This is a genomic window from Agromyces protaetiae, from assembly GCF_004135405.1.
In the GTDB taxonomy this organism is placed as follows: domain Bacteria; phylum Actinomycetota; class Actinomycetes; order Actinomycetales; family Microbacteriaceae; genus Agromyces; species Agromyces protaetiae.
Map to the genome: position 1 here is coordinate 713,866 of NZ_CP035491.1, position 15,939 is coordinate 729,804.

The 15,939-nt window shown below is 70.8% G+C and carries 13 protein-coding genes and 1 pseudogene; 8 read left to right on the forward strand and 6 right to left on the reverse strand.

Going from position 1 to position 15,939, the window contains the following annotated elements; all coding sequences use genetic code 11:
• Positions 1-26 precede the first annotated feature (26 nt).
• Positions 27-725: a pyridoxamine 5'-phosphate oxidase family protein gene (locus ET445_RS03290; protein WP_208008516.1), complete on the reverse strand. Its 699-nt coding sequence runs from the start codon at positions 723-725 to the stop codon at positions 27-29.
• Positions 726-810: 85 nt separating this feature from the next.
• Between ET445_RS03290 and pdxR the strand changes: the two genes are divergently transcribed.
• The 4 genes from pdxR to ET445_RS03310 are packed head-to-tail and all read left to right on the forward strand — an operon-like array spanning position 811 to position 3,691.
• Positions 811-2,364: a MocR-like pyridoxine biosynthesis transcription factor PdxR gene (gene pdxR / locus ET445_RS03295; protein ID WP_129188804.1), complete on the forward strand. Its 1,554-nt coding sequence runs from the start codon at positions 811-813 to the stop codon at positions 2,362-2,364.
• Positions 2,365-2,397: 33 nt separating this feature from the next.
• On the forward strand, positions 2,398-2,901 hold the full coding sequence (locus tag ET445_RS03300; RefSeq protein WP_129188806.1) for a LysM peptidoglycan-binding domain-containing protein: 504 nt from the start codon (positions 2,398-2,400) through the stop codon (positions 2,899-2,901).
• On the forward strand, positions 2,901-3,308 hold the full coding sequence (locus ET445_RS03305) for a hypothetical protein (RefSeq protein ID WP_129188808.1): 408 nt from the start codon (positions 2,901-2,903) through the stop codon (positions 3,306-3,308). The genes ET445_RS03300 and ET445_RS03305 overlap by 1 nt, the downstream gene beginning before the upstream one ends.
• Complete coding sequence (locus ET445_RS03310) at positions 3,305-3,691, forward strand: hypothetical protein (protein ID WP_129188810.1); 387 nt, start codon at positions 3,305-3,307, stop codon at positions 3,689-3,691. The genes ET445_RS03305 and ET445_RS03310 overlap by 4 nt, the downstream gene beginning before the upstream one ends.
• 13 nt (positions 3,692-3,704) lie before the next feature.
• Here ET445_RS03310 and efeB read toward each other — a convergent pair whose 3' ends face one another.
• The 3 genes from efeB to efeU all read right to left on the reverse strand — a co-directional run bounded on the left by efeB (position 3,705) and on the right by efeU (position 7,279).
• Entirely contained in the window at positions 3,705-5,087 is a 1,383-nt protein-coding gene (efeB, locus tag ET445_RS03315; RefSeq protein WP_129188812.1) for an iron uptake transporter deferrochelatase/peroxidase subunit, read from the reverse strand.
• Positions 5,088-5,168: 81 nt separating this feature from the next.
• Complete coding sequence (efeO, locus tag ET445_RS03320) at positions 5,169-6,380, reverse strand: iron uptake system protein EfeO (RefSeq protein ID WP_129188814.1); 1,212 nt, start codon at positions 6,378-6,380, stop codon at positions 5,169-5,171.
• On the reverse strand, positions 6,377-7,279 hold the full coding sequence (gene efeU, locus ET445_RS03325) for an iron uptake transporter permease EfeU (protein WP_129188816.1): 903 nt from the start codon (positions 7,277-7,279) through the stop codon (positions 6,377-6,379). Before efeU ends, efeO begins: the two co-directional genes overlap by 4 nt.
• Positions 7,280-7,431: 152 nt before the next feature.
• On the opposite strand from efeU, the gene ET445_RS03330 reads away from it, so the two are divergent.
• The 3 genes from ET445_RS03330 (at position 7,432) to ET445_RS03340 (ending at position 11,463) form a co-directional block, all read left to right on the forward strand.
• Complete coding sequence (locus ET445_RS03330) at positions 7,432-7,833, forward strand: hypothetical protein (protein ID WP_129188818.1); 402 nt, start codon at positions 7,432-7,434, stop codon at positions 7,831-7,833.
• A 1-nt stretch (position 7,834) separates the two neighbouring features.
• On the forward strand, positions 7,835-9,253 hold the full coding sequence (locus ET445_RS03335; protein WP_129188820.1) for a hypothetical protein: 1,419 nt from the start codon (positions 7,835-7,837) through the stop codon (positions 9,251-9,253).
• A 62-nt stretch (positions 9,254-9,315) separates the two neighbouring features.
• Complete coding sequence (locus ET445_RS03340) at positions 9,316-11,463, forward strand: S9 family peptidase (protein WP_129188822.1); 2,148 nt, start codon at positions 9,316-9,318, stop codon at positions 11,461-11,463.
• Positions 11,464-11,473: 10 nt separating this feature from the next.
• Here ET445_RS03340 and ET445_RS03345 read toward each other — a convergent pair whose 3' ends face one another.
• Positions 11,474-12,010, reverse strand: a complete 537-nt coding sequence (locus ET445_RS03345; RefSeq protein WP_279433489.1) for a TetR/AcrR family transcriptional regulator — start codon at positions 12,008-12,010, stop codon at positions 11,474-11,476.
• Positions 12,011-12,019: 9 nt separating this feature from the next.
• Positions 12,020-12,106 (reverse strand): annotated as a pseudogene (locus ET445_RS18560) (hypothetical protein); the annotation flags it as partial.
• 136 nt (positions 12,107-12,242) lie between these two features.
• On the opposite strand from ET445_RS18560, the gene ET445_RS03350 reads away from it, so the two are divergent.
• Complete coding sequence (locus ET445_RS03350) at positions 12,243-15,881, forward strand: hypothetical protein (RefSeq protein WP_129188826.1); 3,639 nt, start codon at positions 12,243-12,245, stop codon at positions 15,879-15,881.
• Positions 15,882-15,939 lie beyond the last annotated feature (58 nt).

Genomic DNA, 15,939 nt, shown 5'->3' on the forward strand with positions numbered 1-15,939 from the left:
ATCACGGTCGGTGCATGCGGGATCGATCACAGTCTGGGCGGGTAGGCCGTGGCGGTCTTCAGCGCTCGCACCGAATCGGGCACGGGCGTTCCCGCAGGGGTCAGCACTGAGGCGACGGGGTCGCCCCAGCTCTGCGCGAGCGGCACGATGCCCGCCCACGTCGAGTGGTCCTCGCCGTCGTCCTCGGCTTCGCCCGCTCCGGCGGCGCGCATCTTCATGACGACGTCGTCGAGGGCGAGGCGCAGCACGCGCGTCGCGGCGAGCTCTTTGCGCGTGTTCTCGCGCACCTCGGCCTTCCGACCGGGAAGCAGTTTCTCGGAGAGGAGGTCGAGGGCGGATGCCTCGTCCGCGACCTCTTCGAGGACGCCGTAGATCATGGCGCTGCGGTAGTTCATCGAGTGGTCGTAGAGGGAGCGGGCGACGACGATCGCGTCGAGCGAGGTGACGGCGAACGCGACGGGCGTGCGCTCGGCCGCCGCGCGGAGCGCGAACCCTCCGCCCGTCGACCCGTGGAGGAGCACGGCGTCGCCGACGCGGGCGAACGCCATGGGCACGACGATCGGCGCGCCGTGGTGGGTCGCGGCGAGGTGCCCGACGAGCTGCTCGTCGAGGAGCCGGTGGAGTTCGGCGCGGTCGAAGGTCTGCCGCTCGGAGAGGCGGCGGATGCGCCGGTCGGTCTCGATGGGGGCGGTGGGCGCTGCGGGGGCGGTGTCGATCGTGGTCACGTTCTCAGACTGGCCGCCGCACTGGACTGTCTGATAGACCAGTCGTGAACCATTCGACCAGTCCAGTCAGGGGGTTGCGGAGGGCATGGACGGACCGATCCTCGCCATCGACCGGGACGACGCGCGGCCGCTCGGCGCGCAGCTCGTCGAGGGCATCCGCCGAGGCATCCTCTCGGGCGCCCTCGCGCCGGGCGACCCCATGCCGTCGACGCGCGCGTTCGCGACCGAGCTCGGCGTCTCGCGCAGCTCGATCGTCGCCGCCTACGAGCAGCTCGTCGGCGAGGGCTACCTCGACGCGCGGCAGGGCGCGCCGACGCGCGTCGCCGAACTCGAGGCGCGGCTCGCCTCCGAGTTCTCCGCCCGGCCCGGCGGCGCCGCCGACTCCCGTTTCAGGAGACCGGAGTCTGCTCAGGATGATTCGGGGCATCCGGTCCTGAATAGCCTCCGGTCTCCTGAAACCGAGGTGCCGCGCATCGACCTCACGCCCGGCAAGCCCTCGACGACACGCCTCGATGAGCGGGCCTGGCGGGCCGCGTGGCGCGCGGTGGGGGCATCCGCGCTCCCGAACGACTCCCCGCCGCCCTTCGGAATCGCCGCGCTCCGCGCGGGCATCGCCGACCATCTGCGCCAGGCGCGCGGACTCGTGTGCGCCGCCGACGACATCGTGGTGACCGCGGGCACGGCCGAGGCACTCGCCCTCGTGGCCCTCGCCCTCGCCGAACTCGCGGGGCGCGCGCCGCGCGTCGCCGTCGAGAACCCCGGCTATGCGGGCGCACGACGCACGCTCGAGCGGCACGGGGCGACGACCGTTCCGGTGCCGGTCGGGCCCGACGGGCTCGACCTCGGGGCGCTCGCGCGCACCCGGCGCCTCGACGCCGTCATGGTGACCCCGAGCCATCAGTACCCGCTGGGCGGACGCCTGCCCGCCGCCCACCGGCTCGACCTCCTCGAGCTCGCACGCACGCGCGACCTTCTCGTCCTCGAGGACGACTACGACAGCGAGTTCCGCCACACCGGAGCGCCGCTGCCCGCGCTCGCGTCGCTCGACCGGGACGACCGCACGGTGCTCGTCGGGAGCTTCTCGAAGGTGCTGAGCCCGTGGCTGCGGATCGGCTACCTCGTGCTCCCGTACCGCCCGGCGCTCCGCGCCGCGGTCGCGGCCGTGCGCGCCGACTCGCCCCCGCCCGTCGCCGGGCCCGTGCAGCAGGCCGTCGCCGAACTGCTCGCGTCGGGCGCCCTGCGGCGGCACATCGCGGCGGCGCGGCGCGAGTACGCGCACCGGCGCCGGCTCGTCGAGGAGGCGCTCGGCGGGCTCTCTTCGACCGACTCGACGAGGTCCGGTCTCTTCGGGCTCGACGGGGGTTTGCACGCGGTCCTTCGATTGCCGGACGCCTCGGCCGCGACATCCCTCGTCGACGCCCTCGCCGAAGCGGGCATCGCGGTCGCGCCGCTCGCCGACTACTCGGCGCCCGTGCGAGACCGGGCGCCCGGCGACCCGCCCGCCGACCCGCCGGCCGGCATCGTCATCGGCTACGCGGGCGTCTCCGACACGGCCCTCGCCGAAGCCCTCGGCCGGATCCGGGCACTCGTCTCCGCGACGCGCAACGCGGACGTAGACGCATCCGACCCTCGTCAATAGGCTGACCGAATCCCCCGGAGACGAGGAGGCGCGTTGACCCCGACCCGAACCCGCCGGTCGGCCCTGCCCGCACCGGCCGCCCTTCTCATGACGCTCGCGGCGGTGCCGCTGCTGCTGACGGGCTGTTTCCCGAGCGAGGAGAAGCCCGTCGAGACGGTCTACGTGACGGTCCCGGCGAAGCCGGCGCCGACGACGGTGCAGCCCGTGACACCGACCGTCGCACCCGAGCCGCCGGCGCCGCCCGCCGCCGAGCCGGCCCCGCCGGTTCCGAACGATCCGGCACCCGTCTACGAGCCCGGCCCTGCCTACGACAACGGCCCGGTCCCCGGCGCCAACGGCCCCACCGACGTCGACGGCAACGGCGTGCCGAGCATCTACACGGTCGTCTCCGGCGACAGCTTCTTCGACATCGCGCAGCGGTTCGACCTGCCGCAGCAGCAACTGCTGCGGATGAACCCGCAGATCCACGACTTCGGCGAAACCGTGTACATCGGCGACAAGATCAACCTCGACTGGCAGCGGGTCGGGCTCGGCTGATGCCCGAGATCGTGCTCGAGCCGTGGAGTCCGTGGCCGCTCGTCTTCCCGGCCCTCGCCGTGATCGTCGGCGCGGTGCTCGCGATCGCGGGGCGCGGGCGCCGCGGTGCGCGCGAGATCGGGTACGTGCTCGTCGTGGGCGGCGCGCTCACCGCGTTCGGCCTGCTCGGCTTCTTGAGCGGCACGTGGGACCAGGGGCAGCGCACCGACGCCCTCGTCGAGCTCGGGTACGAGCACCCGACGTTCTCCGAGGGCGAGGGCATCGTCGGCGGGTCGCCCGGCGCCATCCACTTCGAGGCCGAACGCGACGGCTCGAAGGTCGTCGGACGGCTGGTGCCGCTCGGCGACTCGCGGTGGCGGGTCGTCGAGGGTGAGCCGGGCGAGGGCGAGCGCGGGGGTGAGGAGTGACCGAGACCGTCGTCATCGCGGCGTGGAATCCGTGGCCGCTGATCTTCCCCGTGCTCATCGCCCTCGCGGGCGTCGCGCTCTCGATCGTCGGCACCCGCCGCCGCTCGAAGCCCGTGCGCGAGGGCGGCTATGTGGCGTTCCTCGTCGGAGCGCTCGCGCTGGCCGCGATGACATGGTCGCTGTCGGGCATGTGGGATAGCGGCGCGCGCACCGACGCGCTCGCTCGGCTGGGCATCGAGCACCCCGTCTATTCGGGCGACTTCACGCTCTACGACGACGCGCTCGCGCCGATCGCCTTCACGGGCGAGCGCGACGGCGAGCCCGTGCGCGGCGTGCTCGTGCAGGTCGAGGGCGAGCGGTGGGAAGTGCGCACGCGCGAGTAGCGCCCGCGTCGACCTACGCGAACAGCGCCTGCCCCACGAACTCGCCCTTCTTGACGCCGCCCGGCACGGCGAAGATCGCCGATCCGACGTGCTTCAGGTACTCGTTGAGCCCGTCGGAGGCGAGCGAGCGCTGCACGTCGATGAACTGCTGCGGCGAGCGCTGGTAGGCGATGAAGAAGAGGCCGGCGTCGAGGCGCCCGAGTTCGTCATTGCCGTCGACGAAGTTGTACCCGCGGCGGAGCATGCGCGTGCCGCCGTTCATCGTGGGGTGCGCGAGCCGCACGTGCGCGTTGACGTCGATGAGGGGCGCGCCCGTCGGGCCTTCGGCCTCGAAGTCGGGCTCGGTGAATTCGCCGCCGCCCGAGAGCGGCGCGCCCGAGCCTTTCGAGCGACCGACGAGCATCTCTTGCTCGCCGAGCTGCACGCGGTCCCAGTTCTCGATGATCATGCGGATGCGCCGCGTCACGAGGTACGAACCGCCCGCGAGCCACGCGGGCTCGTCGGATGCCCCGACCCACACCTGCTCGTCGACGAGGTCGTGCTGCTCGACCTTGAGGTTCGCGGTGCCGTCCTTGAACCCGAAGAGGTTGCGGGGCGTCGCCTGCGCGGTCGACGTCGACGACGTGCGGCCGAAGCCGAGTTGCGACCAACGCAACGTCGCGCGCCCGAAGGCGATGCGCGAGAGATTGCGGATGGCGTGGACCGCGACCTGCGGGTCGTCGGCGCACGCCTGGATGGCGAGGTCGCCGCCTGTGAGCTGCGGCACGAGGGCGTCGCCTTGGAAGCGCGGCAGCGGTTCGAGGAGCGGCGGGCGGCGGGCGGCGAGCCCGAACCGATCGGTGCCGTCGGCCGTCGTGAAGAGCGTCGGCCCGAACCCGAACGTGATCGTGAGGCCCGACGCGTGCAGGCCGAGCGCCTCGCCCGTGTCGACGGGCGGGGCGTAGTCGCTGCCGCCGACGGCGCCGCCCTCTTCGACCTCGAGGCCCTGGGTCAGGCGTGCGGCCGCGGCCGTCCAGTCGGCGAGGAGTCCTTTGAGGCCGTCGCGGTCGAGCATGTCTGACACGTCGAACGCCGCGAAGTGCAGCCGGTCTTGCACGGGCGTCGTGATGCCGGCCTGGTGCGTTCCGTAGAAGTCGTAGACGGATGCCTCGGAGCCGCCGCCGCTCGCACCACCGCCCGCGATCGCGGCCGCCGCCGCAGCGCCTCCGGCGCCGCCGACCGCGAGCCCCGCGGCGCCCGCGCCGAGGAGGCCGAACAGACCGCGACGGCTGACGCCGTGCGCCTGCTCAGCGTGGGTCTGCTCAGCGGGCGCGGCGTCAGCCGTCGGTGCGTTCGTCTGCGGCGAGACATCCGCCTCGCTGTGCCCGGCCGCGCCGGGCGTGTCGTGCTCTCCCATGGTCCCGTTCACGCCGTCTGTTCCATCGTCATCGGAATCGTACGGCGTGAACGGGAACGCAACCTGGGCGAGGCTCGGGGATCAGACCCCGAGGACGGTCGCCGTGAGCTGCGAGAGCGGCTCGGCGAGGGCGTTGACCTGGTCGGAGAGCGCCTTCTTGTCGGCGTCGGTGAGGGTGCCGTACTCGACGAAGCCGTCTTCGATCGAGCCGTACTTCGCGAGCGCGTCTTCGAGAGCCGTGAACTGCTTCTCGATCTCGGTCGAGAGGGCCTTGCCCTCATCGCCCTTCGACTCGGCGAGCGCCTTCACGGCGCCGAACGCCACGCCGGCGCCCTGCACGTTGGCCTCGAAGTCGGTGAGGTCGGTGCCGCTCCACCAGTCTTCCTCACCGGTGATCTTGCCCGACGCGACCTCGTCGAGGAGGCCGATCGCACCGTTCGAGATGTCGGCGAGCGAGACCGTGAACGACGGGTCGGTCACGAGGTCGTGGAGCTCGGTGACATCCGCGACGAGACCGTCGGCGAACTCCTGGCGCTGCTCGGGCGTCGAGGGAGCCCAGTCGGCGAGGGCGTCCTGGCCGTCGGAGTTGAGGTCGCCCGGCTGCGGCGCCCAGAGGTCCTTCTCGATGCGGTGGAAGCCGGTCCAGTCGAGGCCCTCGGCGACGGCGTCGACCTCGCGGTAGTCGATCTTCGGGTCGAGGTCGCCGAACGCCTCGGCGGTGGGCTCGATGCGCTCGTACGAGACGCGCGTCTTCGCGAAGAGCGAGCGGGCGGTCTCGTCGTCGCCCGAGGCGTAGGCCGCCGCGAACTCCTCGACCTGCGGGAGCAGCTCGGAGACCTGCGAGCGCACGTATGCGAGGTACTCGGTGACGGCCTGGTCGCTGAGCTCCTGCTCGTCGGCGGACGCGGCGGATGCCTCGCCCGTGACCGTGAACTCGGCGAGGCCGACGGGGGCGCCGACCTGCTGGAACTTGCACGCCGTGTAGTACGTGCCGGGCTCGAGGTGCGTGACGAAGTCGACCTTCTGGCCGGGCGTCACATTCTCTTTCTCGCCGACGATGCGGAGCTGGTCGTCGGCCAGGATCTCGAACTCGTTGACGTCGGTGCCGTTGTTCTCGAGCGCGAACGAGACGGCGCCCGCGGTCGCGGTGGCGACGGCGACGGCGCAGCCGTCATCGGTGATGTCGACGCCGATGGCGGCCTGGGCGACGTCGGCCTTGGCGACGCAGCCGCTCAAGGCGAGGGCGAGGACGCCGGCGGTGCCGACGGTCGCGAGGACGCGACGAGTGGTCATGGGGTGCTCCTGATCTGGGTGGATGATTCGACGGATGCTGCGGGGTCTGCGGGCCCGACGGGCGCCTGGGGCGCGACGGCTCGGGCGTGGGCGCGACTGCGACGCTGCAGCATGCCGAGATAGAGGGAGAGGACGATGACGACGTAGAGCACCCAGCCGATGACCTGAGCCCACGTCGGTTCGGGCGTGAAGTTGAAGATGCCGCCGAGGACGACGTCGAGCACGCCGCCCGGCTGCACGACGCTCGTGAGGCTGTACGCCGGAGCACCCCAGCCGGGAATGACGGATGCCTCCTGCAGATCGCCGATCCCGTAGGCGAGCACGCCCGCCGCGACGAAGACGAGGAACACGCCCGTCCACGTGAAGAACAGCGACAGGTTGAAGCGCACGAGGCCCTTCGAGATGCCGTACGAGATGGCGATCGCCGTGAGGATGCCGAGCACGGCGCCGATCGTCGCGAGCACGGGCTCGTCGCCTCCGGCGACGTTCGCCCACACGAAGAGCGCCGTCTCGACGCCCTCGCGGCCGACCGAGAGCGCCCCGAGCAGCACGATCGCGAACCACGAGCGGTCCACCGCGGCATCCACCTGGCTGCGCAGCTCTTTCGAGAGGGTCGCGCCGTGCGAACCCATCCAGAAGATCATCCACGTGACCATCGCGACGGCGACGATCGAGAGCGTGCCGCCGAGGATCTCCTGCGCCTGGAAGGTCAGCGCGTACGGACCCCACGTGAGGATCGCCCCGACGCCGAGCGAGACGGCGACGGCGATGCCGATGCCGATCCAGAGCCGAGCCAGGAGGTCGCGGCGGCCGATCTTGCCGAGGTACGCGACAAGAATGCCGACGATGAGGCCGGCTTCGAGGCCCTCGCGGAGGCCGATGAGATAGGTGGCGAACACGGTACTCGCTGTTCGAGAGAAGGGATTGGGTGAGCGAAGGCTTACCTTACTCGCGTGATCGCCCGGAGCGAAATCCCCTCTTCATCGCGGCCCTCCGGCACGTTGCCCACAGGCCCCACCTGCGCCGTCGCCGCGATGGCTAGCATGAGCGGATGCCCGACACTCCGAAGCACTGGACGGCTCGCACGCTCAGCCGGTTCCTCGCCCTCGCGACCGTCGTCGCAGCACTCCTGATCGGCTTCCTCCCCATCCAGGTCGAGCGCGGCCCCGACGGCACGGTCGCGTGCGAGGCGCTCCTCCTGCCCGTGGACGGCGTTTCCGTCGATCGCCCTGGAGCGGTCGACGACCCCGACCTCGACGACCTCGACTGGCTGCTTCGGATCACGGCGACGCAGCTCGCCGAGGAGTCGCTCTGCGAACAGGCCCGCCAGGGCCGGCTCGCCTGGCTGGTCCTCGTCACGGGGCTCGGCGCCGCGGCATCGCTCGCCGCGGGAGCGGCCTATCGCCGAGACGAGTCCAGCGCGGCCTCGTCGACCTCGCAGACGGAGGCCTGACATGGCGGACGCGACTCCTGTCGTCTATGAGGACGTCGCCGGCCGGGTCGGCGAGTTCAAGCGAGCCGCGATCGACGCGTACATGCGAACGCAGCCCTACGCCTGGTCGATCGACGGCGACCACTACGAGATCAGCTCGAGCAGCACCCACACGAAGGTCACGAGACCCCGTGCCGACGGCAGCGGCGGCGGCGACTGGTCGAGCGACAACTTCATCGCGGAGTGGTTCACCGGGGGTGCGCAGGACGAGCAATGGGGTGACGCGTTCGACACGATCCGCAAGCGCATCGACGGCGCGCTCGAAGGCTTCCTCGACCTTCCCGACCCACGCGAACTCGACGCGCACATCGAATCCTGCCGAACGGTCGCCCGCGATCTCTCCGGCTCCGTGGCGAACACGGACGGCAAGCAGACGGGCGCCGGTCGGATCCCCGGTCTCATCGGGATCGTCGAGCGCGACCTCGGACACATGGCGGGCGACATGGTCGGGAAGTTCAACGAGAAGTTCGTCGTCCGGCTCGGGGGCGTCGTATCCGGCTACCACGGCCTCTCGATCATCATCGGCGGCGCGCTGAGCGCCGAGCAGGGTCTCTGGACGACGGCCCGGAACGATGTCGGCAAGATCTTCGGCACCGCGATGACGACCGCGAAAGGCATCGCGGCCGCCGGAACCTCCCCGAACGTCCCGTTGGCCCTCGACATCGCGGGCTGGGCGGTCGACGGGCTCGGGATCTTCTACCCGGGGGCCGGCCCCGTCCTGGAGGCGATCGGCCTCGGCCTCGAAGTGGTCAGCGCCACGGTCGAGAACGACGACCAGGCCCTCATCGACGGCACGGACTTCGAGTCCATGCTGGGCACGTTCGAGGCGTCGCTCGCGAAGCTCAGTTCGTCGATCAGGGTCGAGGAGGAGTCGCTGCGGAAGAACCTCGAAGCGAACTTCTCGAATGTCAACGCCGACAGGGAATCGTACGACTTCGCCGCCCCGCCGTCGCTGGTCGAGACGAAGCACGAGGGGGCGACGGTGATCGCCTACCGGCCGGATCAGGTCCGGATGATCTCTCGCGACCACCTGCCCGCCATCGCCGAGATCCTGAGGTCGTCTTCGGCCGCCCTGACCGATATCTCGATGTCGGCGGTCTTCCGGACCCACAACGTCGGCCTCGGCCCGTACGGCCCGAAAGAAGCATTCAACGACCTGCGCTGGCTCCTGTACGAGCTCGTCAAGAACACGGCATGGGACGTCGAGATGGGCGGCAAGGATCTCGGCTACGTGCTCGATGAGATCGAGGGGCAGGAGGCGCAGATCGTCAAGGACGTCGAGCAGTTCCTGGCTGAACTCGACGGGGGCAACCCGACCGATCCGTTCGATGCCGGGGGCTATCCGGGCAACTCGACGCGTCCGCCGCGACCGATCATCTGAGTGCGGGCCGCCCCGACGACGGCCCTCGACCGCCTGAGCCGGTGAGCGCGTAGCGTTGGGTCATGCTCACCCCGCCCGTCACGAAGAAGCGCCCGGTCACCCGCGAACACCACGGCGACGTGTTCGTCGACGACTACGAGTGGCTGCGTGAGAAGGACGACCCCGAGGTCGTCGCGCATCTGCACGAGGAGAACGCCTACACGAAGGCCCGTACCGAGCACTTGACGGTCCTCACCGAGCAGGTCTTCGAAGAGATCAAGGCGCGCACGAAAGAGACCGACCTCTCGGTGCCGACGCGCGAGGGCGACTGGTGGTACTTCTCGCGCACGGTCGAGGGGTCGGAGTACGGCATCCACTGCCGGGTCCCCGCGGCGGGCCCCGACGACTGGGAGCCCCCGGTGACGGATGTCTCCGACTCGCCGCTTCCCGGCGAGCAGGTGCTCCTCGACGAGAACCTCGAAGCCGAGGGCCACGAGTTCTTCTCGCTCGGCAGCTTCGACGTGTCGGGCGACGGCACGACGCTCCTCTACGGCGTCGACGTCGACGGCGACGAGCGCTACAGACTGCGCCTGCGCGCGCTCGACGGCTCGGGCCGCGTCTACGACGACGTCATCGAAGACACCGCCGCGGGCGCGACCTTCGACCCCACCGGACGCTACGTCTACTACGCGACGGTCGACGAAGCCTGGCGCCCCGACACGATCTGGCGGCACGAGGTCGGCACCGAGGCATCCGCCGACGTCCAGGTCTTCACCGACCCCGACGAGCGGTTCTGGCTCGGCGTCGGCCTCACGCGCAGCCGCAAGTACGTCGTCATCGAAGCGGGCTCGAACATCACGAGCGAGACGTGGCTGCTCGACGCCGACGACCCGATGGGCGAGTTCACGGTCGTGTGGCCGCGCAAGGACGGCGTCGAATACGACGTCGAGCACGTCGTCGCGGGCGGCAAGGACCGCTTGCTCATCACCCACAACGACGGCGCCGTGAACTTCGAGCTCGTGTCGGTCGCCGCTTCAGACCCGCAGGGGCCGCGGCGGATGCTCCTCCCCCACTCCGAGGAGATGCGCATCGAGGGCGTCGACGCGTTCCGCGACTTCGTCGCGCTCGAGTACCGTCGCGACGGGCTGCCGCGCGTCGCCGTCGCCAAGGTGCCCCCGCAGGGTCTGCCGGCCGACGCGACGCCCGACGACACCCTGCACGAACTCGTCTTCGACGAGGCGCTCTCGGCCGCGGGGCTCTCGGGGAACCCTTCGTGGGAGCAACCCCTCCTCCGCATCGGGTACGGCAGCTTCGTGACGCCGTCGACCGTCATCGACGTCGTCGTCGAGACGGGCGAGCGCATCGTCCGCAAGCAGCAGCCCGTGCTCGGCGACTACGACCCGACGGCATACACCCAGCGCAGGGACTGGGCCGAGGCATCCGACGGCGCCCTCGTGCCGATCTCCCTCGTCTACCGCACCGACCTCGTCGAGCCGGGCACGCCCGCGCCGACCCTGCTCTACGGCTACGGGTCGTACGAGTACTCGATCGACCCGGGCTTCTCGATCGCGCGCCTCTCCCTCCTCGACCGCGGCATCGTCTTCGCCGTCGCGCACGTGCGCGGCGGCGGCGAGCTCGGCAGGCTCTGGTACGAGCACGGCAAGAAGCTCGAGAAGAAGCACACGTTCAGCGACTTCGTCGCGGTCGCGAGGCACCTGGTCGACACGGATGTCACTGCGCCCGACCGGCTCGTCGCGCAGGGCGGATCGGCCGGCGGCCTCTTGATGGGAGCGGTCGCGAATCTCGCGCCGAAGCTCTTCAGCGGCATCCTCGCCGAAGTGCCGTTCGTCGACGCGCTCACGTCGATCCTCGACCCCGACCTGCCGCTCACCGTCATCGAGTGGGACGAGTGGGGCAACCCCCTCGACGACCCCGAGGTGTACGCCTACATGAAGTCGTACTCACCGTACGAGAACGTGCACGACGGACACCACGGCAGCTCGTACCCGCCGATCCTCGCCGTGACCTCGCTCAACGACACGCGCGTGCTCTACGTCGAGCCCGCGAAGTGGGTCGCGAAGCTCCGCGAGTGCGGCGCCGACGCCCTGCTCAAGATCGAGATGGCGGCCGGACACGGCGGCGTGTCGGGCCGCTACGCGTCGTGGCGCGAGCGCGCGTTCGCGTACGCGTGGGTCATCGACCGGGCCAAGGCGCACCCGACGGGCGAGTAGTGGGGCGAGGTCAAGCGCCGCGGGGTCGGCCCGCGGCGGGCTCGCCGTCGCGCCAGCCCGACAGGCTCCGGCGCACCTCCTCGACCGTGGGGATGTCTCCGCCGGGCGGCCGGCGCGGTACGCCGTCGGCGCGCAGCGCGTCGAGGAAGAGATCCCGCTGCCGACGGATGACGACCTCGCGCACCGACTCGGGCAGCGCGAAGAGCGCCTGCAGCATGAGCGGCACGAAGATCGCGTCGGTCGCCTGGATGTCACGGCGGAGCGACCCCTCGGCCCATGCCCGGTCGATGGCGTGCAGCACGTCGGCCTCCCACCGCGGCGGGAGCGGGCGGAGTCGCCGCACGGTCGGGTCGATCGGGCGCAGCCACGGCCGATCGCGGTAGACGCCGGTCACGCCGTCGATGAAGGCGACGATCGCGTCCCACCCGGTGGGCGCCGCCTCGGCCGTGTCGCAGACCTGATCGAGGGCGTCCGCGGCCCGCTCGTACAAGCCCATCACGAGCGCGTCGCGATCGGCGAAGTTCCGGTAGAGGGTGCCGACGCCCACGCCCGCGCGGTCGGCGATCCGATGGATCGGCGCATCGACGCCGAGTTCGGCGAAGACCTCGCCGGCCGCGTCGAGGATGCGCTCGCGATTCGCGATCGCGTCGGAGCGTTTCGCGCGACGCCGCGCTGCTTGCCCCCGGACTCTTGCCCCCCAGACGGGGGATGGGGGCCATCTGTGTTCAGTGCCATTCTTCTCCTAAGTGGAATGGTACGTCCACATAAGGGGTTCTGCGATGAAGCGATCCGGCGTGTCCCGCGTGTTCACGAACTCGTCCTCCAAGAAGCGGCGGCGCTTCTCCGTGCTCCTCACCTTCACGGCCGCGGCGGCGCTCGTCACTCCGCTCGCCGCGACGCCGGCAGCGGCCGAAGAAGGCGACGACATCGTCATCGCGAGCTCCACAGTCCCATACCTCACGGCCGAGCCCGGCGTGATCAACAACATCATCGTCCTCGACGGCGGCGGCGTGCAGATCGGCAACTCGGCCACCCTTCCGGCCCCGCAGTGCGTGCCGCTCGACGGATCGGGCAGCAACGACCCGACCTCCGGCACGCTCTGCGTCGGCTCGCCGACGAACGTCGACCCGACCCCGCTGCAGGTCGGCGGCATCGAAGACTTCCTCTCGGCCGACGAGGCCGGCGCGTTCTCGGCGCTCGGGTGGCTCATGCAGGAGGCCAAGAACGCCGTCGCAGCCCTCTACGACGTCCCCGCCGACGGTCGCCTCTCGCTCTACGCGGGCGACCAGATCCGGGCCTACATGATCTCCCGCATCCTCGACATCGCCGACAAGGCCGTCTACGGCGTGGAACTCACCGCCAACGAACTGCTCGCACTCGAGTTCGTCGAGTCCAGGTTCGCCACTACCGACCAGAAACTGGCCCAGTGGGCGCTCGACGAGTACAACTCGTACCAGGCCGCCGAGTGCGGCTACACGCCTCCGGCGGCCCCCGCGTTCGTCACCGAACCCGTCGGCCTCCCGCAAGACGTCATCGCCTGGTGTGCGCGGCGCCACACGGTGCTCGAGAGCGCGTTCGTCTTCGCGCCGGCACTGCCCTCGGCCGCGCACTTCCGGGCGTGGGCCATGTACCGCCACTACGCCGAGCTCGGGCTCGATCGGCTCAACTCCCCCGCGATCCAGGATTCGCTCGGCGACACGAACCGCGCGATGCTCGCGTTGGGCGGCATCGGCGCCGCGGCGGGAGCCGCCGCCGTCGCAGGCGCCTCGATCGGGGCATCCGTCACCGCCTCCTCCTTCGTCGCCGGAGCGATCGCCTCGTCCGTCCTCACGCCGAGCTTCGCCGCCGGAACGGGAGCGTCGGTCACCTCGTCCGTCGCGATCTCCACCGTCGGCGCCGCAGCAGCGGCGGGCATCGTCGCGGTCGTCGTCATCGGTGTCGTCATCACGGCCGTGTCGATCTGGCAGCTCGTGGAGTACGAAGAGATCGGCCAGAGCCTCAGGGAGAGCCTCGAGGACGCGAACGACGCGGCGGACGACCCGTTCGGGCTGGAAGAGCTCTCCGGCGACTTCGCCGGCCTCCCCATTCGAACCGGCCTCACCGACGCGAACCTCCCGTCGTACCGCACGCCGGCGATGATCGCTCGGGTGAACGAGATCATCACGGGCGCGAGCACCAAGAAGTTCTCGGGCGTCTACCTGCCCGACGACGACACGTTGTGGGCCGACAACGCGACCACTCCCGACGACTTCCGGTTCTTCGTCACCGACTCCGCCGGGTCGCGCGTGCAGGACTCGCTTTCGATCCCCGTCGACGGGGTCGCCACGACCGTGCGGTTCAGCAAAGGCTGGATGATCACCGACACGGGCGACGGGGAGAAGCCCGGTCTCGAGTTCGGCTACGTCGACCCCGACGGCAACCGGGTGCTCGCCACCCGCGCGCCGGCATCGGTCGGCGGGTTCACGCTCACGACGATCACCCCCGACAACGAGTTCTCGAGTCGGGCCGACGACTCCGTGTCCTACCTCGACGCCGATGGCGGACTCGTGACCGCGACGCTCGTCGGGAACTCGACCTCCGAGCTCGGGGGCCCGGTCCCGACCGCCGTCGGGCCGCTCATCCCGGGACGCACGGTGATCCTCCGGCCGAACCCCGTCGACCTCGAGGGCCACTTCGATCTCGACCGCTACGCCACGGGGTACGACTACACGTGGACGATCCAGCGCTTCGACGTCGACGCCTCGCTCTGGTCGAACGTGCAGGACCCGGCGGTGGGCTACGACACCCGGTTCAAGCCGACCGAAGTGGGGCGGTACCGCGCGAGCGTGCTCATGCACGATACCGATCCGTCCGACGGCGTGGACGACGACGTGTGGGGGCTCGTCGAGTTCCAGATCGTGCCGCCGGTCGTCGAAGCCCTCGAACTCTCCCTCGCCGACGACGGCATCGACGGCCTGCAGGTCTCGGCGCAGTTCGGCGCGCAGATCCCTTCCGACGACTTCACCGTCAGCGTGCAGTGGCCCGCGAAGCTCGACGGCACGCCCGGCCCCGTCGCGGAGCTCGACCTGCCGTGCCTCACGATCGACCCCATGAGCTGCTCGACCGTGCGCACCGAGAACTTCCCCGAGCACCGTGCCGCACTCGCGTACACGCTCCCCGTCGATGCCGACACGAGCCGCGGCGTCGACGTGACGGTCACCGACCGGTTCGGCGCGAGCACGACCCGCCACTTCGAGATCGCGAACCCCGCGCGGCCCTCGCTCCTGCCGCCCGAGATCGCTCCCGCACCGACCCAGTCCGGCACGGTCGCGTACTCGGCCCACGGCATCTCGGTGCAGGTCCCCGTCGCCGTCGGCGGCGATCAGAACTACGAGGTCGCACGGATCGCCCCGGGTGCGGGCTCCACCGCCGAGTCGACCAACTTCGGCATCGTCGACCCCGCGACGGGACTTCCGGTCACGACCCTCGTGCTGCTCGACGGCAAGATCACGGTCACCGCCGCGTTCGACGATCCGAGCGGCGAGTGGGTGCTCATCGCACGGGCGATCGGAGACGTCGGCGACATCGGCGCGACCACGATTCCGCTCGTGGTGCAGCAGGCGGCCGGCGGCACGCGCGCGTCGTCGACGCTGACCGTCGAGTTCCTGCCGTCGGCAGGCAACCGGTTCCGTGCGGCGCTCGCACGTGACATCGAACCGCTCTCGACCGTCGAAGCGATGCCCCAGCTCGTGCCGTACCTCATCGGCGGCCAGACCGATTGGGGCGAGTACGCGGGCGACCTGTGCGTGAAGATCGAGTTCGTCACCTTCCCGCAGCCGCCCGGCGAACGCTGCGGCGCGCTCGCGACGTTCCTCGATGCCGACGAGCGATTCGCGGCACTCCCGCTCGCCGAGCTCTACCCCGGTGACGAGATCGATGGGCTGTACCGCGTCTCGACCTGGCTCGCCACCCCGGGTGAGCATGTCGACGAGACGGCCACGAGCCTCTCCTTCTACCTCGACGTGGCCGAACCCGAAGAGCCCGAGCCCGAGGAGCCCGAACCCGACCCGACGCCGCCGACGATCTCGGGCTTCGCGTGGAGCCAGAGCACCCGCACACTGTCGTTCACGGCCGCGCCCGGCCCCGACGGCTCGCCGATCGCAACCTACGCGTGCACGATCGATCGGCGGTCGACGCCGTGCCCCGACGCCTCCTCGGGCAAGTGGTCGGGCGCCTCGCTCGCACGCGGCAGCCACGTGTTCGGCCTGACGGTCACGACCGAGGCGGGACTGTCGACGCACGCCGACTACCGGTTCAACGTGACCTCGAACCCGCAGCCGCCGCAGCCGCCCGCCCCGCCGCAGCCGCCTCGCCCGGCGCAGATCATCGCGGTCATCGTCATCACGATCATCGGCTGGTTGCGGAAGCTGTTCGGCTGATCGAGAAGACCCGCGGCCGTCTGCCCGACGAGACGCCGTGTTCCAGCCCCGGCCGGGG